This window comes from Micropruina sp. (assembly GCF_047602085.1).
In the GTDB taxonomy this organism is placed as follows: Bacteria; Actinomycetota; Actinomycetes; order Propionibacteriales; family Propionibacteriaceae; genus Micropruina.
The window spans coordinates 1,078,348-1,100,471 of the sequence record NZ_JASGID010000002.1 but is presented as its reverse complement, the minus strand read 5'-3'; the positions used below and the strand labels follow the sequence as shown (position 1 = coordinate 1,100,471).

The following is a 22,124-nucleotide window of genomic DNA, read 5'->3' as shown; positions in this document are numbered from 1 at the left end:
GCTCAGCCCTCCAGCATCGGAATCCGGACGCCGCGCTCGCGGGCCACGTCCGCGGCATGGGAGTAGCCGGCGTCGACGTGCCTGATCACGCCCATCCCCGGGTCGTTGGTCAGCACCCGCTCCAGCTTCTGCGCGGCCAGCTCGGTGCCGTCAGCGACGCACACCTGTCCGGCGTGGATGGAGCGGCCCATCCCGACCCCGCCGCCGTGGTGGATCGACACCCAGGACGCCCCGGATGCCGTGTTGACCAGGGCGTTCAGCAGTGGCCAGTCGGCCACTGCGTCCGTGCCGTCCAGCATGGCCTCGGTCTCCCGGTAGGGCGAGGCGACCGAGCCGGAGTCAAGGTGGTCGCGTCCGATGGCGATCGGGCCGATCTCGCCGGCAGCGACCATTTCGTTGAACTTGAGGCCGGCGCGATGCCGTTCGCCGTAGCCGAGCCAGCAAATCCGGGCCGGCAGCCCCTGGAAGGACACCTTTTCCTGCGCCATGGTGATCCAGCGCTTCAGGTGCTCGTTCTCACCGAAGAGCTCCACGATCGCGGCGTCGGTCTTACGGATGTCCTCGGGGTCGCCGGACAGCGCCGCCCAGCGGAACGGGCCGAGGCCCTCCTCGAACAGCGGACGGATGTAGGCCGGCACGAAGCCGGGGAACGCGAAGGCTCGGTCGAAGCCGCCCTTGCGGGCCTCGTCGCGGATCGAGTTGCCGTAGTCGAAGACCTCGGCGCCGGCGTCTTGAAAACCGACCATGGCGGCCACATGGGCGGCCATCGCCGCTTGTGCATCGCGGGTGAAGGTCTCCGGGTCGGCCGAGGCGCGATCCTTCATCTCGGCGAACTCGTAACCCAGCGGCAGGTAGGCCAGCGGGTCGTGCGCGGAGGTCTGGTCGGTCACAACGTCGATCGTGATATCACCGGCGATATGCCGGCGCAGCAGGGCGGGCACGAGGTCGGCAGCGTTGCCGAGCAGCCCGATCGAGAGCGGACGCCGCTCGCCCTTGGCCTGGTTGGCCTGGGTGATCGCGTCGTCCAGATCGGACGCCCTGACGTCGAGGTAGCGGTGTTCGATGCGCCGGTCGATGCGGCTGGAATCGCAGTCGAGGCAGATCGCGACACCGTCGTTCATGGTGACGGCGAGGGGCTGCGCGCCGCCCATGCCGCCCAGCCCGGCGGTCAGCGTGATGGTGCCGGCCAGGGTGCCGCCGAAGCGCTTGCGGGCGACCGCGCCGAAGGTCTCGTAGGTGCCCTGCAGAATGCCCTGGCTGCCGATGTAGATCCACGAGCCGGCGGTCATCTGGCCGTACATCATCAGGCCGGCGGCCTCGAGCTCACGGAAGTGCTCCCAGTTGGCCCAGTCACCCACCAGGTTGCTGTTGGCGATCAGCACCCGCGGCGACCACTCGTGGGTGCGGAACACCCCCACCGGCTTGCCGGACTGCACCAGCAGGGTCTCGTCGTCGGCCAGCGTCTCCAGCGTGCGCACGATCGCGTCGAACGCCGCCCATGAACGGGCGGCGCGTCCGGTGCCGCCGTAGACCACCAGGTCGTCGGGGTGTTCGGCGTTCTCGGGGTCGAGGTTGTTCATCAGCATGCGCAGCGCGGCCTCCTGCTGCCAGCCCTTGGCGTGTAACTCCAGGCCTCGGGGGGCGCGAACCGGACGCGGCCCCGGCACGTCGGCGGTGGTGGGCAACTGATCGGCGGTGATGGTCATGGGATTCTCCTCTCCCCTTCAGCATCTGCCCGCGCGCGATGCTCCGCACCCACCGCCAATCCCTAGTCTGAAATCCGAGACACAGTGGAATGGTCGAGACCTGAGTCCAGTTGCCCTGAGTGCCCACCTGTTTCCGCTTGCGGCGTACTCAGGCCCTCAGCCTCGGTAACGCAACTCCACACGGCGGTTCTTGGCCCGCCCCTCGGGGTTGTCCTTGCCGCCCGAGGTGTTCGGCGCCACCGGACGCGATTCGCCGTAGCCCGCCACGGTCAACGTCAGATCGGGGCGCTGCGCGCGGATCACGGCCGCGGCCGCCTTCGCCCGCGCGACCGACAGCTTCCGGTTGGACGACGTGGAGCCGACCGAGTCGGTGTGACCCGTCACCGACAGCCGGGAGTTCTTGGGCACATCATCGACGAGCGAGCGGATCTTCGCCTGGGCGGGCTCACTCAGCGTCGCCTTGCCGAAGGCGAAAAGGACGTCCGAGCTCAGCGTGACCAACTCGTCGCTGCCGTCTCGCGTTCGTTCCGCCGCGTCGGTGACATTGGTGGCGAAGGCGTCCACGTTCAGGGTCAGCGGCGACACGCTCGTGGCCAACTCGGCGTCGCTGAAACCGTTCGGATCCGGAGGCCCGAACCCGGTCAGCAGCAGGACGGCCGTCGCGGCCCCGGCCACCGCGATCGCCCGTGACCTCATGTGATCGGTACGTTCGTCGCGGTCGGCGCACCGTCGAGCATCTGGACGTTCACGGTGGTGACGGCCTCCGGCGGCGCGGCGAACATGGCGTAGGCGTACAGGGTCTGCCCTGGAGCGAATTTGGACAAATGGCTGGTCAGCGCGCGCGACCCGCCCCCGGTGAGGACGTCATGGCGCTTGAGGTTCGCGGTGTCGACCACGTAGGGCTGCCACAAGAGGCTATCCAGGTAATCGAACAGTGAGCTCGGCTCGTCCTGGGTCGAAGTCACCTGGAACGAGAAGGTGGCGATCATCACCTTGCCGCTGCGGCGCAGTTGATGCAGGTTGATCGTCAGCTTGGCGTCCGGGTCACCCTCGACACTCGCCGCCACGGTAGCGGAAGCGATCGGCGCGGGAATGTTGGTCACATCCACACCGGCCTGCGCCGCCGAGGACGCCTCGACAGAAGCCGGCGAGGAGGCCTCGACCGAAGCCGATGTGGGGGGCTCGACGGACGTCTGAGTTGCCGAGGGTTAAGTGCCACCACCAATGGTGCAACCGGCGAGCAGCGGAATCAGGACGGCGACAGCGCTCATGGCGATGCGGGTCGAAATCATGGCGCAGACCATAGCCTCAATCCACCCATCTACGGCTACTCCGCGACTCCAGCCAGACGCACTGGCTGCCCCGGGCACGCTCGCCGTACGACCCGGTACCCCTTCGCGCAACCGGCTCGCCATTGCATCCCTGCGATGCCGCTCGCTTCGCCGCCCGTCGGTGGACCACCGCTAAGGATGCGCCGATCAATGCGCCTACCGCTGGTTGAGCCTGTCGAAACCCCTAGTCAAAGCACTCCGCTTGAGGTTTCGACACGCTCGACCAGCGGAATTCAGCTTCTCCCTGAGCGGCCCTCGGTTCAGCGTCGGCCCAGTCATCGGAGATTGGCGCGGGCTCGGGCAGGATGGTCCCGTGGCCACCGAATCGAGCACCTCACCGGCGGTAGGCCGCGCCCTCGACATTCTCAGCTACCTCGCCGAGCGCACCGGCACCGTGTCCGCCTCGACCATGGCGCGCGACCTGGCCTTGCCGCGGTCGTCGGTCTACCACATCCTCGCCGTGCTGACCGGGCGCGGATTCACCGTGTACGTGCCCGAGGCCAAGGGGTACGCGCTGGGTGCGGCGGCCTACCAGTTGGCGTCGGCGTTCACAATGCACGACCAGCTCGAACGACTGGCCCGTCCGGTGTTGCGCACAGTGGCGGCCGCGGCCGGAATCACCGTGCACCTAGGCATTCTGCGCGGCGCCAGCACCCTGTACCTGCTGAAGGAGTACCCACCCAAGCAGAGCGAGCTCGAGCCTCCGCTGGTGACCGCGGTCGGCGTGCTGCTGCCGGCCCACCTGACTGCAAACGGTCGCGCGATACTGGCCCAACTGCCCACCGAGCAGTTGCGGGCGCTGTACAGCCGTCCGGGCGACTTCATCTCACGCACCGGCCGCGGGCCGCGCTCACTGGGTGAACTGCAGACCGCTCTGGCGCTCGAGAAGGCGCAGGGGTGGTCCGAAGAAGTGGAGTTGATCGCTGCCGGGCTTCGTTCGGCCGCGGCGCCGGTTTTCGACCTGCACGGCCAGCCGGTGGCGGCGATCAGTTGTACCTGGCGCTCCCGGGTGGCCGTGCGTGAGCCCTCGGAGCTGGTCGGTCGCCTGGTGTCGGGGGCACAGGAGATCACCCGGCGCCTGCGGTGAGCCGGCTCCCCCGCGGGCCTGGCTCCCGCGGGCCTGGCTCCCGCACGCCCGGCGAAGATGTGCGCCTGGCTCCCGCGGGCCCGGCTCCCGCGCGTCCGGCTCCCGCGCGCCCGGCGAAGAGTGCGGGCCCGGCGTCGGGCCAAGCGCCGCACCAGGAAAGCCCGGGCGTGAGTGTGAAATCTTCGCACCAGTGCTGACCTAGATCACTTTGCTGAGGCTGATCGACGCAACTCCACGCCCACGAGTGCGAACTTTTCACACTCGGGCGCGGAGGCCCTGCTCACTCCAGCGGGCCGGTGACGGCCTGCGCCGCCTCGATCAGGGCGCCCGCGCGCACCAGTTCGACCACCGCTTCGAGTTCGGGGGCCAGAAACCGGTCGGCGCCGATGCCCTCGACCACCTGACGAATCCGGTCGCGCACCGCGGCCGTCGCGGGAGCCGGACGCTGCTCCCGCAGGTCGAGCGCCCGTGCGGCGCTCAGCGCCTCGCCGGCCAGCACCCGGGCCAGGCCGTCCAGGCCGCGACGCAGCTTGCGGGCGGCGTGCCAGCCCATCGAGACGTGATCCTCCTGCATGGCCGAGGAGGGAATGGAGTCCACCGAGGCCGGCACCGCCAGTCGCTTCAACTCGGCCACGATGCCCGCCTGGGCGTACTGCAGAATCATGTGCCCTGAGTCGACGCCCGGGTCGCCGGCCAAAAACGGCGGCAGCCCGTGGCTGCGCCGCACGTCGAGCAACCGATCGCTGCGCCGCTCGCTCATCGACGCCACGTCGGCCACCGGAATGGCCAGAAAGTCGAGCGCGTAGGCAACCGGGGCGCCATGAAAGTTGCCGTTGGACTCCACCCGGCCATCCAGGGTCACCACCGGGTTGTCGATCGCCGCGGCCAGTTCGTTGTCGGCCACCCAGCTGCAATGCGCCAAGGTGTCGCGGGCGGCACCGCTGACCTGCGGCGCACAGCGCAGCGAGTAGGCGTCCTGCACGATCGGGCAGTCGTCAACGGCATGCGATGCGGTGACCTCAGAGCCGTCCAGCATCGCGGCGATCACTCGCGCACCGGCCGCCTGGCCGGGCTGGGGACGCAACGCCTGCAGGTCGGGCGCGAACACCCGCGGGGTGCCGAGCAGCGCCTCGACACTCATTGCCGCAGCGATGTCGGCCGTGGTCAGCAGCCGGGCCAGGTCGTGCGCGGCCAGCACCAGTTGGCCGAGCATGCCGTCGGTGCCGTTGATCAGCGCCAGCCCCTCTTTCTCGGCGAAGGTCACCGGCACGATGCCCGCGTCGCGCAAGGCAGCGGCCGACGGACGGTGCTCGCCGCTCGCGTCACGCACGTAGCCCTCGCCCATCATGGCCAGGGCACAGTGAGCCAGCGGCGCCAGATCGCCCGAGCAGCCCAGCGAGCCGTACTCGTGCACGATCGGGGTGATGCCGGCATTCAGCACGGCGGCGTACGTTTCGGCCACCACCGGACGCACCCCGGTTCGTCCGGTGGCCAGGGTGGAGAGCCGTAGCAGCATCATCGCCCGGACGACCTCGCGCTCGACCTCGGGCCCGGTGCCGGCGGCGTGCGACCGAATCAGGCTGCGCTGCAGGTCGGCCCGGCGCTCCAGGGGAATGTGCCGGGTGGCGAGCGCGCCGAAACCGGTGGACACCCCGTACACCGGACGATCCGCCACCGCGAGCGCCTCGATCCGGGCGCGAGTGGCAGCCAGAGCGGCGAGCGCGTCGGGGGCCAGTGCCACCCGCGCGTCATGACGGGCCACTGCCACCACCTCGTCCCGGCTGACCGGACCCATGCCCACCTGCACCACGTCGAGCTCAACCACACCGCTGGCCATCGCACACTCCTTTCGGTCCCACGCTGGCCCCTCGCCCCGAGGCGTCACCACCCCCCACCGCAGATCGTCTCGGATCCGAGCATCTAACACTCGTGTGCGGGTGCAGACCGCGCCTCCGTGCGCGCACTACTGTGGCAGCGGAGCAGAACACCGGAGCAGGAGGTGCGATGACACGGCAGCTACTACGGGCGTTGTCGGCCCTGGTGCTTGCCACCGTGCTGCTGGTGCCGTCGGGGCCGGCCGAGGCACGGACGGTGCGCTACCCCAGCGACGAGGCCAAGCCGAAACTCACCAGGCTGCTGGTTGGCTTTCGCACCCTCTGGGCACCCGAGGGCGGTTTCGCCGGCACGGTACGCGCTACCGAGCAATTGCAGTGGAACGACCGTGTGACGAGTTGGATCAACCAGCACGCCACCCGCCAGCAGCAGTTCCGCGCCCTGCAGAACGCCGAGTACCTCGGTGGCGACGGCTCCGGCTACGACCAGTCGATCACGATCGCGGACGGTCTGGGCCAACGGCTCGGTGCCCTGTACGCGACCGGCCGCATCACCGGACGGCTGCCGCTCACCGCCGCGCTGCTCAACACCAGCACCGGATCGGCGGGCCACTACCTCGACACCGGCGAGGCCAAGCTAGCCTTCGGCTACCCGCGCCCCTACCTGCCGGTCAGCGGGCGGGCGTCCCCGGTGAGCGGCGACGAGGCGGCCTGCGCGCCGAGCCGGGTCAACGGTTCCGCGCTGGCGGCGTTACGCAAGGGGCAGCCGTGGGCCACCGCGGCGGGCAACCTGCGCATCACCCGGGTCGCTCCCACCGTCGACACCACCCGCCGGTTCGCGACCTCAGACGTGCGGCTCGATGCTGGCTACGGCCGGTCAGGTATCTGCCTGGGCGGATCATTCCCCAGCGGCCATACCACCGCCGCCTATTCGGCCGGCATCACGCTGGCCACGTTGCTGCCCGAACTGGCGCCGTCGATTCTGGCCCGGGTGTCAGAGGCGGCCAACAACCGTGTGGTGCTCGGCGTCCATTACGCCCTGGATGTGATCGGTGGACGCGTGGCCGGTGAAGCCGCGATCGCCGCCCGCTGGTCAGACCCGAAGTTCCGCGCCCAGGTGCTGACACCCGCGCGCAAAGAACTGGTGAGCTATCTGGAGTCGGCCTGTGGCGACGCCCTGGCGGCCTGCATCGCGGCCGACCAGCCCTACGCCGACGACCCGTACGGAGGTGCCGCCCCACCGCTGATGACCAGCCAGATCGTCACCGATCGCACCACCGCCCTGATCGCCTACACCGAGCGGTTGAGCTACGGGTTCACGCCGACCACCCCGACTGGGTTCGGGGCGTCGGCACCAACGGGGGCCGAGAACCTGTTGCGCACCACCTACCCCGGGCTGAACGCGGCCCAGCGGCGCGCCGTGCTGGCGCAGACCTCGATCGGCTCAGGGCATCCGCTCGACACCACCATGCTGCAACTGCTGGGGCTCGCGGACGGCTCGTGGCAGCGGCTCAACCTGGCCGCGGCGATGTCGGCCACGGTGCTGCGCCACACCGACGGCACGGTGCAGGTGCTCAGCGTCGGCGGGCCGGCCACTGTGCTGGACGACTGAGGGTTCGGCTTCGTCACGGACCCCGCTGGTCAACTCGTCGCAACCCAGCATTGGTCAAAGAACCTGCCGCTTCCCGCCGGTCGAGCCTGTCGAGACCCCACCTGAGCCACCCCAGCAGCTAAGCCGCCCCCGCACCACAGTTTCAACACAGAAAGCGCACACTCGTCGCTGGTCGAGCTCGTCGAGACCTCGGGTAAAGTGCCCTCATTAGGGGTTTTCGACAAGCTCGACCAGCGAGGGTTGCGCTGATCGACGCTTCCCTCATGGTCAGGGCACCTCGCCGGACTGGTCCGGTCAAGCCGGGCTGGCGAGCCCGGGCTCAGGCAGATGCGCGGTTCGTCCGACGCCCGGAATGGCGTCGTGACCGGTTGCCCTGCCGCGACATTTCGACCGCAGAACCGGCCTGCGAGCTGGCCGAGGACGACCGGCCGGCCGGGCCGCCGGCGCCATGGCCGGCTCGGGCCTGGCCCGAGCCCCGGGCACCCTGGCGGCGGGCACTGTTGGCTGCCGACGGGTGGCCCCCGCCTCTGCCCTTGGCCGGCTTTGCGCCACTCTCGCCCTTACGGGCCGCGGCACTCGGCGCGTCCGCCAGCTCGACCCGCCGGGCCGGCTCGCCGGCCAGGGCACGCACCGCTGGGGCGCCGGCGCTCACCGGCTGCGGCTGCACACTGATCTTGGCGGCGCGGGCCAGCGCAGAGAAGTCCCGGCGCTGCTCGGGCAACACCAGCGTGATCACGTCACCGTCGTTGCCGGCCCGGGCGGTGCGCCCGGAACGGTGCAGGTAAGCCTTGTGTTCGGCCGGCGGGTCGACATGCACCACCAGGTCGACATCGTCGACGTGAATGCCCCGAGCGGCGATATCGGTGGCCACCATCACCTGAATCCGGCCATCGCTGAACGCCTGCAGACCACGCTCGCGGGCGTTTTGCGACAGGTTGCCGTGCAGCTCGACGGCCGGAATGCCGTCTGCCGTGAGCTCGCGGGCCAGCTTGCGCGCCTGGTGCTTGGTGCGCATGAACAGCAGACGCCGGCCTTGGCCACCGGCGAGTTGCCGGACCACCGCCCGCTTCTCGCCCGCGTCGGGCAGCAGAAAGACGTGGTGGGTGAGCGAGGCCACCGGCGAGGTCTCGGCGTCGACGCTGTGCTGCAGCGGACGGTGCAGAAAACGATTGGCTAGCTGGTCGATGCCGCGGTCGAGGGTCGCCGAGAACAGCAAGCGCTGCCCCTTGGCCGGAGTGCCGGCGAGAATCCGGGTTACGGCGGGCAGAAAGCCGAGATCGGCCATGTGATCGGCCTCGTCGAGCACGGTGATGGCCACCGCGTCGAGGCTCACGTGGCCCTGGCCGATCAAGTCTTCGAGCCGTCCCGGGGTGGCCACCACAATGTCGGCACCGCGGCGCAACTCGGCCACCTGCCGAGCCTGGGCGACGCCGCCGAAGATGGTCATGCAGCGCAACCCCACCGCCTGGGCCAGGGGCTGCAGCGTGGCCAAAATCTGATTGGCCAACTCGCGGGTGGGGGCCAAGACCAGCGCCCGCGGGGCGCCGGGACGGGTCCGGGCGGCGATCGTGCCACTGGACGGCGCCAGTCGCGCCAGCCGGGCCACCACGGGCAGGGCGAAGGCCAAGGTCTTGCCCGAGCCGGTGCGTCCGCGGCCGAGCACGTCACGCCCGGCGAGGGTGTCGGGCAGAGTGGCAGACTGAATCGGGAAGGGCTGATCAATGCCACGGGCATGCAGCACGGCGACAAGTTCGGCAGGTACGCCGAGAGAGGCGAAGGTCGCCTCGGAGGTCAAAGCGGACAAGAAACTGCTTTCGAAAGATCGAGTTCACCACGGTCCAGGTTCGCTGGCGATCTGCGGCCCCAGGGCCGGCGCGGTGCGAACGGTGGTGCGATGCCGGGCGGCAAGGTGCGCGCCCTGCGGCCATTGTCGCACGCCTTGCCGCGCGGCGAAGAATCGCCGTAACCGCTGTGTGCTGGTAGAGTGATTCGTCGCACCATTTGGTGCACGAAGGTCCCCCGAAAGCAGTCTCATCAGCATCGCCATTCGCACCATCGCCGCCATCGCATTGGGCGGCGATCCGGGCATGCACGGCGGACCCATTCCAACCCATGGATTCCTCTCCGGCGCCGCCGCAGAGGTAGGTATGGCCGCGTTGCGCGGCCCAAGAAACACGAAGGAATAACGACATGGCCACTGGCACTGTCAAATGGTTCAACTCCGAGAAGGGCTTCGGCTTCATCGCCCCCGACGACGGCTCGGCCGACGTCTTTGCGCACTTCACGGCCATCATCGGCACCGGCCGCCGCGACCTCTTCGAGGGTCAGCAGGTCGAGTTCGAGACCCAGCGCGGGCAGAAGGGCCTCCAGGCCACCAACATCCGCGCTCTCTGAGCCACCACGACGCTCCGTGACGCGGAGCAACCGGCGCGACACCGGGCGGCGCCGCTCGTCCGCTGTCTCAAGCAATCGATCGCCCCGGGCCGACCACGGCCCGGGGCGTTCGTCGTCCGGTTCAGGGGACGGTTCCCAAACGGTTCAGGGGACGGTTCCCAACGGTTCAAGGGACGGTTCCCAACGGTTCAAGGGACGGTTCCCAACGGTTCAAGCGACGGTTCCCAACCGGTTCACGAGACGCGAATCGCGCCAACGGCGATCAGGTGCTCCGCACCAGCCCACCGAAGCCCCCTCGTGCTGGGCTTTCGCCACCCCCACGACCCGACCCGCAGCAAGGGCTTTCCCCCAGCGACCCGACCCCCATGGATCCGAATCGCTGGTCACACGACGTCCGGGCGATGTCTTACCGCAATCGACCATTGTGGAAAACGCTGATCAATGCGGCTACCGCTGGTTGAGCTTGTCGAAAACCCTAGTAGTGTGTCGTGTCTAAATATTTGGGTATAGGTGTCGGAGTTTGATGCGGGCGTCGTTTGTCGTGAACTGCCAGTCGACTTGCCGTTGGTCGTCGTTGGTCGCTTTCTGCCAGGCGGCGAGTTCGGCGTTGAGGACGTCGAGGTCGTCGATGCGGCGGGTGAGGCATTGCCGGCTGAGGGCGGACAGCTCGATCTCGGCGATGTTGAGCCAGGAGCCGTGCTTGGGTGTGTAGTGGATCTCGAGCCGTTCGGCGAGAGCGCGGGCCTTCGCGGGCTCGAACGCCTCGTAGAGCGAGCCGAGGGTATGGGTGTTGAGGTTGTCCATGACGAGGACGACGCGTTTGGCGTCGGGGTAGTCCATGGTCAGTAGCCGGTCCACGCCCGCGGCCCAGTCGATCCGGGTCCGCCGCGGCTTCGCGTCGACGTGGCGGTGTCCGGCGAGCGGCTCGACCCAGACGAAGATCGAGCAGGTGCCGTGACGGACGTACTCCGAGTCCTCTTTGAGATCGTGGCCGGGGCGCGCCGGGATCGGGTCACGAGCGTGGCCGAGCAGCTGGTACGGCTTCTCGTCCATGCACACCACCGGCACTGCCGGGTCGAAGGGCCGGTGGTAGACCTCCAGAACATCCTCCATCCGCGCCACGAACTCGGCGTTGGCTTTCGGCGGGATCGTCCAGCACTTCTTTAAGTGAGGACGAAGCCCCCCTTTTTCAGGGCCCGCCCAATCGTGGAGTGATCCAGAGGCGGCAGCCCGTCGGTAAGGGCCACGTGTTTCTCCAGCAGCCGCAACGACCACCGGTCGAACCCCTCCGGCGGTCTCGTGCACGCCAGCGCGATCACCCGCGCCTCGACATCCCCGGTCACCTTCGGTGGCACCGGCGGCGTGACCCGTTTGCGACGGCGAATCACCTCATCGGCATCCCCACCGGACTCGACGAACCGCTTCGCGATCAAATACACCGTCTGCTCGGACACCCCGACACGCTCCGCGACAACCCGCCGACCCGGCACGACCCTCGCGTTCTCATCCAGCTCAAGCAGAACCCTCGCCCGCGCAATCATCCGCGCCGGATGCGTCCCCCGCGACACGACCCTCGTCAACTTCACACGATCCTCAGCCGTCAACGCGACGACATGATCCTTCAGCCTGGGCACGATACGACTCCTCCCGATCAAGCATCAATCAGGACAAGCCAATCCCACCCATTACCAAACCATTAGGAGCGACACTCCACTAGTGAGAGCACTCCGTTCGAGGTCTCGACAAGCTCGACCAACGAAGAATCAGCGCTTCCGTAGAGATCCCGCAGGTGGGGCTGTCGAGTTGGGCGTCGTTCCAAAGCGTGCCAGAGTGCCGCCGACGAGCGAAGACGTGGCGCAGCCACGTCGAGTGAGAAGGTCGAGTGAGAAGGTCGACTAAGAGTGCAGGTGCGTGCGGGGGCGACGACCAGCAGCCTTCGCCCACCGGCGGAATCTCTCAGCGCGCGGACCTGTGACGACGACAGGCCTGTCAGTGAAGACTCGGCGTACCATGCTGAACAGGAGAACGGAGGGCAGATGACCCAGACCTTGGCGCAACTCGTGATCGAGGGCCAGCACCGTCGCTCGACCACCCCACGCGGGAGCTTGGGCAGTGGCTTCGCGACCGATCGCGACCCGTTGGAGATTCTCGGAGCGCAGAACGCCAACCGGCTGCAGTCGCTGGTGCCGTTGCGCTGGGGACGCATGTCGGCCTCGCCGTTCACCTTCTACCGGGGAGCTGCCGCGCTGATGGCGCACGACCTGGCCCCCACCCCGACCTCGGGTATCACGGTGCAGGCCTGCGGTGACGCACACCTGTCCAACTTCGGCCTCTACGCCTCGCCCGAGCGGGCGCTGGTTTTTGATCTCAACGACTTCGACGAGACCCTGCCTGCCCCCTGGGAATGGGACGTCGAGCGCCTCGTCGCGTCGGCTGCCATCGCGGCGCTGCATCGCGGTCACTCCGAGGCCGAAGCCCACGAGGTCGCTTTGACGGCTGCGAACGGCTATCGCGCCGCCATCCGGCGATTCAGCACGCTCAGTGCACGCGAGATTTTCGACTACGTGATCACCGTCGACTACATCGATCAGCGAGTGAAGGCCACCAGCACTGACAAGGCCCAGCGCAAGGCACGGGCACAAGAACTCGAGCGGGTGGCTCGCAAGGCGCGTAGCCGCACCGCAGGCACCGCCGCCGCCAAACTGACCAAGCAGATTCACGGCGAGACCCACCTGATCGACCAGCCACCAGTAATGCAGCGGCTGGCCAGCGACCAGTTGCCCAGCGACGCCGCCCGGGTGCCGGAGCTGTACCTCGATTCGCTACCGCTGAAGATGCGGATGTTGCTCAGCCGCTACCGTCCGGTCGACTATGCCCTGCGCGTGGTCGGCGTCGGCAGCGTCGGCACCCGATGCTTCATCAGCCTGGTGGTCGATGCAACCGACGACCCGCTGATTCTGCAGATCAAAGAGGCCACCAGCTCAGTGCTGGCCCCCTATGCCCAGCCCAGTGAGTTCGCCAACCAGGGCGAGCGAGTGGTGACCGGGCAAAGGATCATGCAGGTGGTGAGCGATCCCTTCCTGGGCTGGGCCGAAGCTGAAGGGCATCACTTCTACGTGCGCCAGTTCCGCGACATGAAGGGCAGCTTCGACCTCGATCGGTTCAGCTACGACATGCTCTGGGGCTACGCCCGGCTGTGCGGGGCTGTGCTGGCCCGCGCGCACGCCCAGAGCTGTGAGCCGGGCCTGATCGCCGGGTATCTCGGCAAGAGCGCCACGACCGACCGGGCTTTCGCCGATTTCGCGATGGCCTACGCGGCCCAGAACGAGCGAGACCACGCGGTGCTGGTCGAGGCGATCCGCTCCGGACGCATCGAGGCCCAGACGGACGTCTGAGCCCGGGGCGATCCCGGCCGCCGGCCGGGCCTTGTCGAGACGTGCCGACCGCCCATCACGGCGGCGCTGGCCAATGCCGGCCACCGCTGGTCAGGTTTGCCGAAACCCCTTGCCACAGCGCCATATTCGAGGTCGCGACACGCTCGACCAGGGAAAATCAGCGCGCGGTCAGTTCACGATCGCGCGCAATCCCAGCTCGACCGCGTCCAGCCAGCGCGGCACCTGTCGCATGGCCTCGGGCGTGTTCGGGTAGCGGGCCCGCAGGTGCAGCCCGGCGTCATTGACGATGAACCAGATCATCACGCCGTCGTCGTGCACGCCTGCCGAGACGTACTGCACGTCCGCGTCATCTGGAACCGGCGGCAGCCGACGAGTGTCGAGCCACGACAACGCGAACAGGCCAGGGCGGGTCGGCATGCCGCCATAGGGAGCGAAGATCGGCGCCAGCGGGTACGACCCCAGCCGGATCGCTTCTCGGACGGCGGCGGTGCACGCCGCCGGGTCGGGGTCGGTGCACTCGAGCACCGAGTTGGTGATGAACCAGCCGACCGAGTCACGCCACCGTGGCTCGTCGCGGCTGTGCACCGGGAACAGCGCACGCAGTGGCGCTCCGGCCAGTTCGCGGGTGGCCCTGGTCAATACCGACATCGCCAGCCCTATGGTGCGCACGCCCAGCTCGGCGGCTCGACTGGCGAAGGCCACCGCCGACGCGGCGTCGAGAACATCGCGCACCTCGATCAGGCTCTCGCCGCAGAAATCGCGCGAACCGAGTGGCAGCGGAAAAGTGGGCATCGCTCCCCCGCCGGCGGCCAGCAGGGCCGCCCAGCGCCGCTGCACCTCTACCGGGGCGGGTGGACGCGCTTCGAGCGCGGCGGTGTGTTCGGCGAACTCGGCCACGGCTTCGAGCCCGGCCCCGAGCGGCCGGCCGGCGCGGCGGTCGTCCAGACAGGTGACCAGGTCGCGCAGCAACACCAGGAACGACCACATGTCGACGTGCGCGTGGTCTGCGCCGAGAATCACCATGGGGCGACGGTCGGGGTGGCCAGGGTGCGGGGTCAACAGGACGAGCCGATGCGACGGTTGCTGGAAGGGCGCGCAGGCCTGGTCGAACAGCGCCCGCAGCACCTGGCGTGGGTCTTGGCCGGAGGGCACCGGCAGTTCGTTCCAGCACCCTGGTTCGAGAGCCACGCGGTGCAGCCCGAGAGTGCCATCGTCGGCGGCGCCGAAGGCCGTGGCGAGCGTGCCGTGCCGTGCAACCACGGCCCACCAGGCGGCCGACAGATCGTCCGGCCGCACCCAGCGCGGCAGCCGAGCGGCAACCGCCATCCACGACGCCGGGCGCTGGCCCTGGCCGACGTGCCGGCGTTGATCGAACGAGATCGGCAACTGTTCGCCGGTGGCGGTCACGGTGGCGGTCAACCCATAGCTCATCAACCGGCCCGGGGGCAGGGCCATCCGCGTGACGTTGGTCAGCCGCATAGCGCCGTAGCCTAGGAGCCGCACACGACGATTCGGTTACGGAGGCGGGTATGCCCTTCCTTGATCTGGGGAATGCCGTGATCGACTACGAGGTGACCGGCGGCAAGGGGCCGGTGGTGGTGCAACTGCACGGGCTGACCTCCTGCCGAGCGCGCGACACGGCCCTGGGCCTTGATCTGGGACGGGCGCTGCGCGGGCATCGCATCGTTCGCTACGACGCGCGGGGGCACGGGTTCTCCTCCGGAGATCTCGATCCACACTCGTACACCTGGCAAGCGTTGGCCAGTGATCTGCTGGCCCTGCTCGACGTGCTGTCGCCCGACCGTCCGGTGCACGGTATCGGCACGTCGATGGGTTGCGGCACCCTGCTGCATGCCGCGGTGCGCGTGCCGGATCGGTTCGCCAGCCTCACCCTGGTCACCCCGCCGACCGCCTGGGAGACGCGAAAGGCGAAGTCGGAGGCCTACCGGCACAACGCCGACCTGGTTTCCCAGGGCGGCATCGAGGCGTTCCTGGAGTTGGGCAACAACACCCCCGAACCACCCGTATTGGCCGATGTGCCGCTGGCGAAGCCGAGCGTCACCGAATGCCTGTTGCCGAGCGTGCTGCGCGGTGCCGCCGATTCGAACCTGCCACCGCTGCTCACCGTCGCTCAGATCACCGCACCCACCTTGATCCTGGCCTGGGCTGACGACCCCGCCCACCCCCTGCGCACCGCCGAGGCATTGCACCAGACCATGCCCGACAGCCGCCGAGTGATCGCTCGAACGCCTTACGGCATCATGGCCTGGCCGGCACTGTTCGCCGACCACGTGTCGTCGGTAGAGAGCCGCCCCTGAGATCGGGGACGGTTCTCGGCGGTTCAGGAAGCGCTGAATTTCGCTGGTCGAGCCAGTCGAGACCTTCGGGATGCCGCTGCGGCAAGGGGTTTCGACAAGCTCAACCAACGGTGGACGCATTCATCAGCACTGCGCTGAATTTCGCTGGTCGAGCTTGTCGAGACCTTCGACATGCCGCTGCGGCAAGGGGTTTCGACAAGCTCAACCAACGGTGGACGCATTCATCAGCACTGCGCTGAATTTCGCTGGTCGAGCCAGTCGAGACCTTCGACATGCCGCTGCGGCAAGGGGTTTCGACGTAGCTCAACCAACGGTGGACGCATTCATCAGCACGGCGCTGAATTTCGCTGGTCGAGCCAGTCGAGACCTTCGACATGCCGCTGCGGCAAGGGGTTTCGACAAGCTCAACCAACGGTGGACGCATTCATCAGCACGGCGCTGAATTTCGCTGGTCGAGCCAGTCGAGACCTTCGACATGCCGCTGCGGCAAGGGGTTTCGACGTAGCTCAACCAACGGTGGCGGTATTGCTCAGCGCTTCCCCAAGGGTGCCCTCGCCGGCACGGGGTCTCGATCAGCTCGACCAGCGAAATCAGGGCTCCAGCAGGCCGCGAATGTCGTCGGCCGTCAACGGGGCCGCCAGGTCGCCGGCCTCGCCGACCACCTTGTCGAACAGGTCGCGCTTGCGGGCCTGCAGCGCCACCACCTTCTCTTCGATGGTGTCGGCGCTGACCAGCCGGTACACCATCACGTGCTTGCTCTGACCGATCCGGTGGGTGCGGTCGATCGCCTGCAGTTCGGCGGCCGGGTTCCACCACGGGTCGAGAATGAACACATAATCGGCCTCGGTGAGGGTCAGCCCGAAACCACCGGCCTTCAGGCTGATCAGGAACACCGGGTCGGTGCCGGTGCGGAACTGTTCGATGCGCGCCGCACGGTCGCGGGTGCGTCCGTCGAGATAGCTGGTCGCGATGCCCTCGGCGTTCAGTCGCTCACGCACCATGCCCAGATAGGTGGTGAACTGGCTGAACACCAGCGCCCGGTGCCCCTCGGCCGCCAACTCGGCAACCATGTCGACCAGCGTGTCGATCTTGGCCGACACCGCCGCCTGGCCGGGCAGCACGAGCGCCGGCGACAGTGCCAACTGTCGCAACGTGGTGAGCGAGGCCAGAATCGTGATCCGGTTGCGACGCATGTCGTCGACCAGCCCGAGCACCTTCTTACGCTCGACCGCAAGCTGCTTGTCGTACAGTCTGCGATGGGCCGGCGACAGCTCGATCGACAGCACCTGTTCCTGCTTGGGCGGCAACTCGGCGGCCACGGTCTCTTTGGTGCGCCGTAGCATCAGCGGACGCACCCGGCGGTGCAGCCGGCCCAGCGCCGCAGGGTCTGAGCCGTTCTCGATCGGACGGCGGTACCGCTCGGTGAACAGCTTGGGGTCGGCGAACAGTCCCGGCGACACGATCGACAGCAGCGCCCACAGGTCCATCAGGTTGTTCTCCAGCGGCGTACCGGTGATGGCGAATTTGGTGCGGGCCCGCAACTTGCGCACCGACTGGTGCCCGCGCGCCTGCCGGTTCTTGACGAACTGGGCCTCGTCGAGCAGCACCACCGACCAGGTCTGCTCGACATATTCCTCCTCGTCGAGTCGCAGCAAGGTGTACGACGTGACCACGATGTCGGCCCCCGCGTTCATCTCGGCCAACGGTTCCTGCCGCTTCTTCGCGGTCTGGGTGACCACCCGCACGCTCAAATCGGGAGCGAACCGGGCCGCCTGCTCGGCCCAGGTGCCCAGCACCGACGTGGGCGCCACCACCAGCAGCGGACGATCCAACTCGCCCGACTGCTTCAACGAACAGGCCAGGGCCAGGGCCTGCACCGTCTTGCCCAGGCCCATGTCGTCGGCCAGGATGCCGCCGAGCCGGGCGGAGTGCAGAAAATGCAGCCAACGAAACCCTAGCTCCTGGTACGGACGCAGCGTGGCGGTCAGCCCGTCCGGCACCGGCGGCTGCGGCAATTCCTCCACGTCGAGCAGCGCGGACGCGGCTCGGGCCCAGGCCTGGGACTGCTCGGCGACCACGCCGAGCGAGACCAACTCGTCCCACAGCCCGGCGTGTTCGGTGCGCAGCCGAACCCGTCCGTCGCCGTCACCACCGGCCAGCTCGTGCGCTTCGGTGATCAGCAGCCGCAACTGCTCCAGTTCGGGCCGTTCCAGGCTGAACCAGGTGCCGGACGGCAGAATCAGATGCGTCTGCCCGGTGGCCAGGGCGGTGAACAACTCGCGGTACTCCACCGGCTCGCCCTCGATGCTCACCCGCACTGCCAGGTTGAACCAGTCGGCGCCATCATCGGGGTCGGTGACACTCAGGGTCACTTCGGGCGCCTCGGTGGCCAGCCGGTACTCGGCGGGCCGTCCGGTCACCTCGACCAACACCCCCAGCTCGCGCAACCGGTCGACCCACAGTTCGGCGAGTTGCGCGGTGGCCGCTCCGGTGATCGTCGCCGTCTCGACCGGACGCCGCTCGGTACCCAGACCGAGGCTGGGCCATGGTCCCTCCGGCAGCCCGGCCAGCAGGGCTGCCTCACCGTCGGCGTCACGGAAACCCTCGGGGTCACGCCCGGCCTCCAACGGAACGTCCAGCCCCGCCTCGCCGACCCGGTAGCGAAAGGCCCACTGCAGCACGCTGACGTGGTCGGGCTCGAACTCCACCCGCAACAGCAGCCGGGGCGGCTCGGGTTCGGGCAGGGTGACGCCGTCATCGACCTCTACGTGAGTGAGGCGGGTTAGCTGCGGGTAGAACTGGGCGGCGAACGACGGCACCTCGGCCTGCGGAATCTGCAGCCGCGCGTGCTGCAGCAGCAACGCCTTCTGGCCCGAGCTGAGCGACTCGGCGAACGGCACCAGCAGCAGCTCGTCGGCCGAGTCGACGAAGAAGCCGTGCGGTGGGTCGCCGAGCAGGTCTGACAACGGCACCGCCCGTTCGAACTCGTCGGTGACCGCCGCGGTGCGCAATTCGATCCCGCCCTGGGTGCGGCCGACCCGGCTGATCAACCGGGCACTGTCATGGGCGAGTCGCACCGCGGCGGCCCCTTGACCCGGCACCAGCTCAACCCCGGCCGCCACCGCCTGCCGCAGCCAATGCCAGACGCCAGCACCCAGTTCGCCCAGTGACAGCTCGTCGGCCCGGCCGCGCGCATAGTAGTAGCTGGACGAACTGCCCTGGTCGCGGGTGCGGGCCAGCCCGGCCAGCGCGGCACGATGCTGCTCGCGATAATTGCCCTGCCATGGGTAGGCGACCTGATCCCAGGAGATGCCGGTCTTGACCCATCGACCGGAGCGCCCCCAGACCAGCGGACGCAACTGCACTGTGCCGCCTGGCCGGCCCACCTGAATGGCCAGCGGCTGGCCCGCGCCGAGCCGTCCGGCGCTGGCGGTCACCTCGACCAGGGCTCGTTGCCAGGCCGGTGTCATTGCCCGCTCGTTGACTGTGCGCATATGCAACAACAGGGCCGCGCCGTGCTTGCAGTTGTCCCGCATCCGGCAGGAGCAGGTCGAACTCACCTCGCGGGCCGAGGCGGCGTAGCGCAGCACCGTCGCATAGGCGTAGTAGGACGATCCGCGCACCTGCGCCTGGACCAGCGAACCCCCGGTGCCGGAACCCACGGCGATACGGCCGACCCGGCCCTGCTCGGCGTACGCCCGGCCACGCGCGAGGGTTTCGACGCCGAACAGTTCGGTGATGCGCCGCTCGCTCACCTGGGTGACCCAGGCGGGGTACTTGAGTTTCGACATCGCGCAATACCGTACCCCCTGGCCACAATGTGGCGGTCCTATTCCCAGTGACGCTACCCAGGTCGCAGGGCGCGGGTCTGGCCAGGCGCCCTCCCCTGGCTGCATTGATCGGGCACGTTCGCGATCTCGACTCACCGCCGTTCACCACACACGCGATCAGGGAAGCACTGATCAAAGCATCCTCCTGAGTTGAACTCGAAACCCCTTGCCAGCAGCTAGCCGCGGTTTCCAAGCGACGGGGCAAGGCTGCGCCAGCGGATGGGTGAGTCGAGAGACTCCTGTGAATCGGCAACTCACAGCGACAGCAGCGAGGTCTTGACAAGCGCGACCCCCAATGATCAGCGGCACTTGGCGCGCATGCCGAGAAACGCGCGTATTGATGCGTACTCCCGCGACAGTTCGCTCCCGACGCCGAGAAACGAGAGTTATGGTCGGCCACGGAGGCTGGCAAAACGCTCATTTCTGCGCACGGAGTCCTGGGAGAGGTACGAGCGATGGCCATAACGCACGTATCGCCGCGAAGCCCTGGCCTGGCGAGTCGGCGCAACAAGCCGATACGTCGCTCGGACCCGCCCGGCTCTGCCACGCCTCGGGCGGCGTTAGTCAACCGTGTCGATGGCGGGCCTCAGGGCGGTAGCCGTGACGCCCGCCAGACGCGATCCGTTGCCGTGCAGGGACGGCCCTGCGCTGCTGGCTGAGACCGCGGGCGCGTCGCCTACGACCGTGTGCTGTGCGGGACGCCCCTGCCCTACGGGCTGAAACAGTGACCTGTCTTCGTGACCGACCACCCGGACCCACTGGCCAATCCGCGTGGCTTCGCCGCCCTCAACACCCGTGGCGTGTCGGAACAGTTCGCCAGGCGCCTGCGCAACCCGCATTGGGAGATGGCGGACAACGCCCTCCGCAAGGCGCGCCGGGTGCTGGCAGATGATCCGGCGAGAGCGCAGCACTATGTCGACCTGGCACTGCGGCTTCCCTACGACGAGTTCGAGAAGCAGGCTTCGGCAGGGGTCGAGGCGCACCTGATGCTGTACTCGCTCGTCACCGATGCCGCCGAAGAATCCGATCAGAACGATCCGGCCTGGTTGGATGCGGCGATCGACGCCATGCGGGTCTCCGAAAGGGCCGGGCAGGCCGAGACCCGGGTTGTGCTGGAGATTGTCGACGACGACTTTCAACTGCCGTCGGCGGAGCAGCGCAAACCGCGCCGAGCGGTCAGCGAGGTTGAGCCGACGTTGACGCTGCATGACGCAGACTTTCCGATCGAGTCGATGAGTGACCGGATCATGGCGGTTCCGGAGCTCTGGAACCGCTGCGAGGAGACGCTCGACCAGCACTACGCCTGACGGCGAACACTCCACGTGAGCCCGCATCATTGGCGACTCCCGACCGTCAGGTCCACTTCACACTCCCGAACTGCGTGCGGGTCGAACTCCGGCCAAGAAGCGGAATCCGCCTGGCCGCAGCCAGACTAATCCGATCCCTCGACCTTCTTACTCCGGCTGGACCGCCTAGCCCGTCAATGCAGGTTATCCACAGATGTCCGAGCGAATCGTTCCGCGTTCCCGGTGTGCCACGATGATGGCGGAATGCGCACCCCACGCCCTTGGGCATTGCCTTCCGAGCCGGCACCACTCACCGCCCTGACCGAGCAGGGCGTCACCCGAGGAATGATCGCCACCCAATTGGCAGCCGGACGGCTGATCAGAGTTCGCCAGTCGGTCTTTCTGGGTGCCGAGCACTGGCCCGCCGACACCGCCGAGCAACATCTGGTTCGAGCCCGTGCCGAAACGGTGGTCCACCCTGACGCAGCGATCAGCCATGCGTCCGCGGCCCTGGTTTGGGACTTGCCGACGCCGAGCCGGGCCAGGTGGGAAGACGCCCCGATAACGATCACCCTGCCCGGTGGCGGGCGGTACAGGTCCCGTCCGGGGCCAATCACCCATCAGCTCGGGCCACTACCGGCCGGCCACGTGACCCGAGACCCGAACGGGTACCGGGTCACGACGATCGCGCGTACAGCAATTGACCTCGTCCGTGGCCTCGCCGTCCCCGAAGCACTGGTCGTGCTCGACGCCGCGACCCGGCGCATCTGCACTTCGTATGTCACCAAGCCGCGCCGGGCCGACTACAGCAACCCCCGGCACCGCAGCCGAGCCATTGAGGAGCTCGATGTTGTCGCACGCACCTGTGGAGTCGACGGGTTGGCCGATGTGCTGGAGCTGACCGAACCGGCGAGGGAGTCGCCGGCAGAGTCACTGACAGCCGGGCACATTCACCTCGCCGGCATACCGCGCCCGCTGTACCAGGCCGCGGTGCGCACGCCCGCGGGAACGCTCTACCCCGACTGTCTATGGGCGGACGAGCGGCTGATCGGTGAGTGCGATGGCGCCGTGAAGTACACCGATGAAGCGAGCATCGTGTACGAGAAGGAGCGCGAACAGACGCTGCGCGACCTGGGGTTCCGAATGGTGCGTTGGCTCGCCAAAGAGATCATGATTCGACCCGACGTCGTCATGGACCGTATCGCCCGCGAACTCGCCAGCGGCTGACTCGAAACAACTGCGTCTGCGCTTGCCCGAGCCGCATCGCCCAACACCTTGTTCTCAACCTGTTGCCCACCCATGGTGGCGAAGTGCCGATAGCTGATGTGAAACA

16 protein-coding genes are annotated in these 22,124 nt (G+C 68.2%); 7 read left to right on the top strand and 9 right to left on the bottom strand.

The window, feature by feature from the left end:
* Positions 1–2: 2 nt before the first annotated feature.
* The 3 genes from hutU to QM721_RS05745 all read right to left on the bottom strand — a co-directional run bounded on the left by hutU (position 3) and on the right by QM721_RS05745 (position 2,809).
* Complete coding sequence (hutU, locus tag QM721_RS05755) at positions 3–1,706, bottom strand: urocanate hydratase (protein ID WP_415119863.1); 1,704 nt, start codon at positions 1,704–1,706, stop codon at positions 3–5.
* A gap of 156 nt (positions 1,707–1,862) precedes the next feature.
* A complete protein-coding gene (locus QM721_RS05750) occupies positions 1,863–2,402 on the bottom strand; it encodes an OmpA family protein (protein WP_415119861.1) in 540 nt (179 codons plus the stop codon).
* Complete coding sequence (locus QM721_RS05745) at positions 2,399–2,809, bottom strand: hypothetical protein (RefSeq protein ID WP_415119859.1); 411 nt, start codon at positions 2,807–2,809, stop codon at positions 2,399–2,401. Before QM721_RS05745 ends, QM721_RS05750 begins: the two co-directional genes overlap by 4 nt.
* Positions 2,810–3,350: 541 nt before the next feature.
* On the opposite strand from QM721_RS05745, the gene QM721_RS05740 reads away from it, so the two are divergent.
* Positions 3,351–4,124 carry an IclR family transcriptional regulator gene (locus tag QM721_RS05740; protein ID WP_415119857.1) on the top strand — a complete coding sequence of 258 codons (774 nt, stop codon included), beginning with the start codon at positions 3,351–3,353 and terminating at the stop codon, positions 4,122–4,124.
* 280 nt (positions 4,125–4,404) lie between these two features.
* Here the strand turns inward: QM721_RS05740 and hutH are convergent, their stop codons facing one another.
* Positions 4,405–5,961 (bottom strand): histidine ammonia-lyase, encoded by a 1,557-nt coding sequence (gene hutH, locus QM721_RS05735; RefSeq protein ID WP_415119855.1) that lies wholly within the window; start codon positions 5,959–5,961, stop codon positions 4,405–4,407.
* A 167-nt stretch (positions 5,962–6,128) separates the two neighbouring features.
* Between hutH and QM721_RS05730 the strand changes: the two genes are divergently transcribed.
* Positions 6,129–7,568, top strand: a complete 1,440-nt coding sequence (locus QM721_RS05730) for a phosphatase PAP2 family protein (RefSeq protein ID WP_415119853.1) — start codon at positions 6,129–6,131, stop codon at positions 7,566–7,568.
* A 319-nt stretch (positions 7,569–7,887) separates the two neighbouring features.
* Here QM721_RS05730 and QM721_RS05725 read toward each other — a convergent pair whose 3' ends face one another.
* Positions 7,888–9,372 (bottom strand): DEAD/DEAH box helicase, encoded by a 1,485-nt coding sequence (locus QM721_RS05725; RefSeq protein WP_415119851.1) that lies wholly within the window; start codon positions 9,370–9,372, stop codon positions 7,888–7,890.
* A gap of 386 nt (positions 9,373–9,758) precedes the next feature.
* Here QM721_RS05725 and QM721_RS05720 point away from each other — a divergent pair, with 386 nt between their 5' ends.
* Positions 9,759–9,962, top strand: coding sequence for a cold-shock protein (locus tag QM721_RS05720; protein ID WP_415119849.1), 204 nt, complete (start codon positions 9,759–9,761; stop codon positions 9,960–9,962).
* 492 nt (positions 9,963–10,454) lie between these two features.
* Here QM721_RS05720 and QM721_RS05715 read toward each other — a convergent pair whose 3' ends face one another.
* A complete protein-coding gene (locus QM721_RS05715) occupies positions 10,455–11,084 on the bottom strand; it encodes an IS630 family transposase (RefSeq protein ID WP_415117916.1) in 630 nt (209 codons plus the stop codon).
* Positions 11,085–11,125: 41 nt separating this feature from the next.
* Positions 11,126–11,416: a helix-turn-helix domain-containing protein gene (locus QM721_RS05710; RefSeq protein WP_415117914.1), complete on the bottom strand. Its 291-nt coding sequence runs from the start codon at positions 11,414–11,416 to the stop codon at positions 11,126–11,128.
* 582 nt (positions 11,417–11,998) lie between these two features.
* Between QM721_RS05710 and QM721_RS05705 the strand changes: the two genes are divergently transcribed.
* Positions 11,999–13,357, top strand: a complete 1,359-nt coding sequence (locus QM721_RS05705; RefSeq protein ID WP_415119847.1) for a DUF2252 domain-containing protein — start codon at positions 11,999–12,001, stop codon at positions 13,355–13,357.
* A gap of 168 nt (positions 13,358–13,525) precedes the next feature.
* Here the strand turns inward: QM721_RS05705 and QM721_RS05700 are convergent, their stop codons facing one another.
* Positions 13,526–14,836, bottom strand: a complete 1,311-nt coding sequence (locus QM721_RS05700) for a peptide synthetase (RefSeq protein WP_415119845.1) — start codon at positions 14,834–14,836, stop codon at positions 13,526–13,528.
* Positions 14,837–14,886: 50 nt separating this feature from the next.
* Between QM721_RS05700 and QM721_RS05695 the strand changes: the two genes are divergently transcribed.
* On the top strand, positions 14,887–15,675 hold the full coding sequence (locus tag QM721_RS05695) for an alpha/beta fold hydrolase (protein WP_415119843.1): 789 nt from the start codon (positions 14,887–14,889) through the stop codon (positions 15,673–15,675).
* A gap of 590 nt (positions 15,676–16,265) precedes the next feature.
* Here the strand turns inward: QM721_RS05695 and QM721_RS05690 are convergent.
* Entirely contained in the window at positions 16,266–19,466 is a 3,201-nt protein-coding gene (locus QM721_RS05690) for an SNF2-related protein (protein ID WP_415119841.1), read from the bottom strand.
* Between the two features lie 776 nt (positions 19,467–20,242).
* Here QM721_RS05690 and QM721_RS05685 point away from each other — a divergent pair.
* Together QM721_RS05685 and QM721_RS05680 are read left to right on the top strand one after the other, a co-directional pair.
* Positions 20,243–20,812, top strand: a complete 570-nt coding sequence (locus QM721_RS05685; protein ID WP_415119839.1) for a hypothetical protein — start codon at positions 20,243–20,245, stop codon at positions 20,810–20,812.
* A gap of 243 nt (positions 20,813–21,055) precedes the next feature.
* Positions 21,056–22,018: a DUF559 domain-containing protein gene (locus QM721_RS05680; RefSeq protein ID WP_415119837.1), complete on the top strand. Its 963-nt coding sequence runs from the start codon at positions 21,056–21,058 to the stop codon at positions 22,016–22,018.
* The last annotated feature ends 106 nt before the right edge of the window (positions 22,019–22,124 follow it).

Coding starts and splice junctions, on each gene's coding strand:
- hutU (WP_415119863.1), bottom strand. CDS start 1,706: ATGACCATCACCGCCGATCAGTTGCCCACCACCGCCGACGTGCCGGGG.
- QM721_RS05720 (WP_415119849.1), top strand. CDS start 9,759: ATGGCCACTGGCACTGTCAAATGGTTCAACTCCGAGAAGGGCTTCGGC.
- QM721_RS05750 (WP_415119861.1), bottom strand. CDS start 2,402: ATGAGGTCACGGGCGATCGCGGTGGCCGGGGCCGCGACGGCCGTCCTG.
- QM721_RS05690 (WP_415119841.1), bottom strand. CDS start 19,466: ATGTCGAAACTCAAGTACCCCGCCTGGGTCACCCAGGTGAGCGAGCGG.
- QM721_RS05705 (WP_415119847.1), top strand. CDS start 11,999: ATGACCCAGACCTTGGCGCAACTCGTGATCGAGGGCCAGCACCGTCGC.
- QM721_RS05700 (WP_415119845.1), bottom strand. CDS start 14,836: ATGCGGCTGACCAACGTCACGCGGATGGCCCTGCCCCCGGGCCGGTTG.
- QM721_RS05695 (WP_415119843.1), top strand. CDS start 14,887: ATGCCCTTCCTTGATCTGGGGAATGCCGTGATCGACTACGAGGTGACC.
- hutH (WP_415119855.1), bottom strand. CDS start 5,961: ATGGCCAGCGGTGTGGTTGAGCTCGACGTGGTGCAGGTGGGCATGGGT.
- QM721_RS05730 (WP_415119853.1), top strand. CDS start 6,129: ATGACACGGCAGCTACTACGGGCGTTGTCGGCCCTGGTGCTTGCCACC.
- QM721_RS05680 (WP_415119837.1), top strand. CDS start 21,056: ATGCGCACCCCACGCCCTTGGGCATTGCCTTCCGAGCCGGCACCACTC.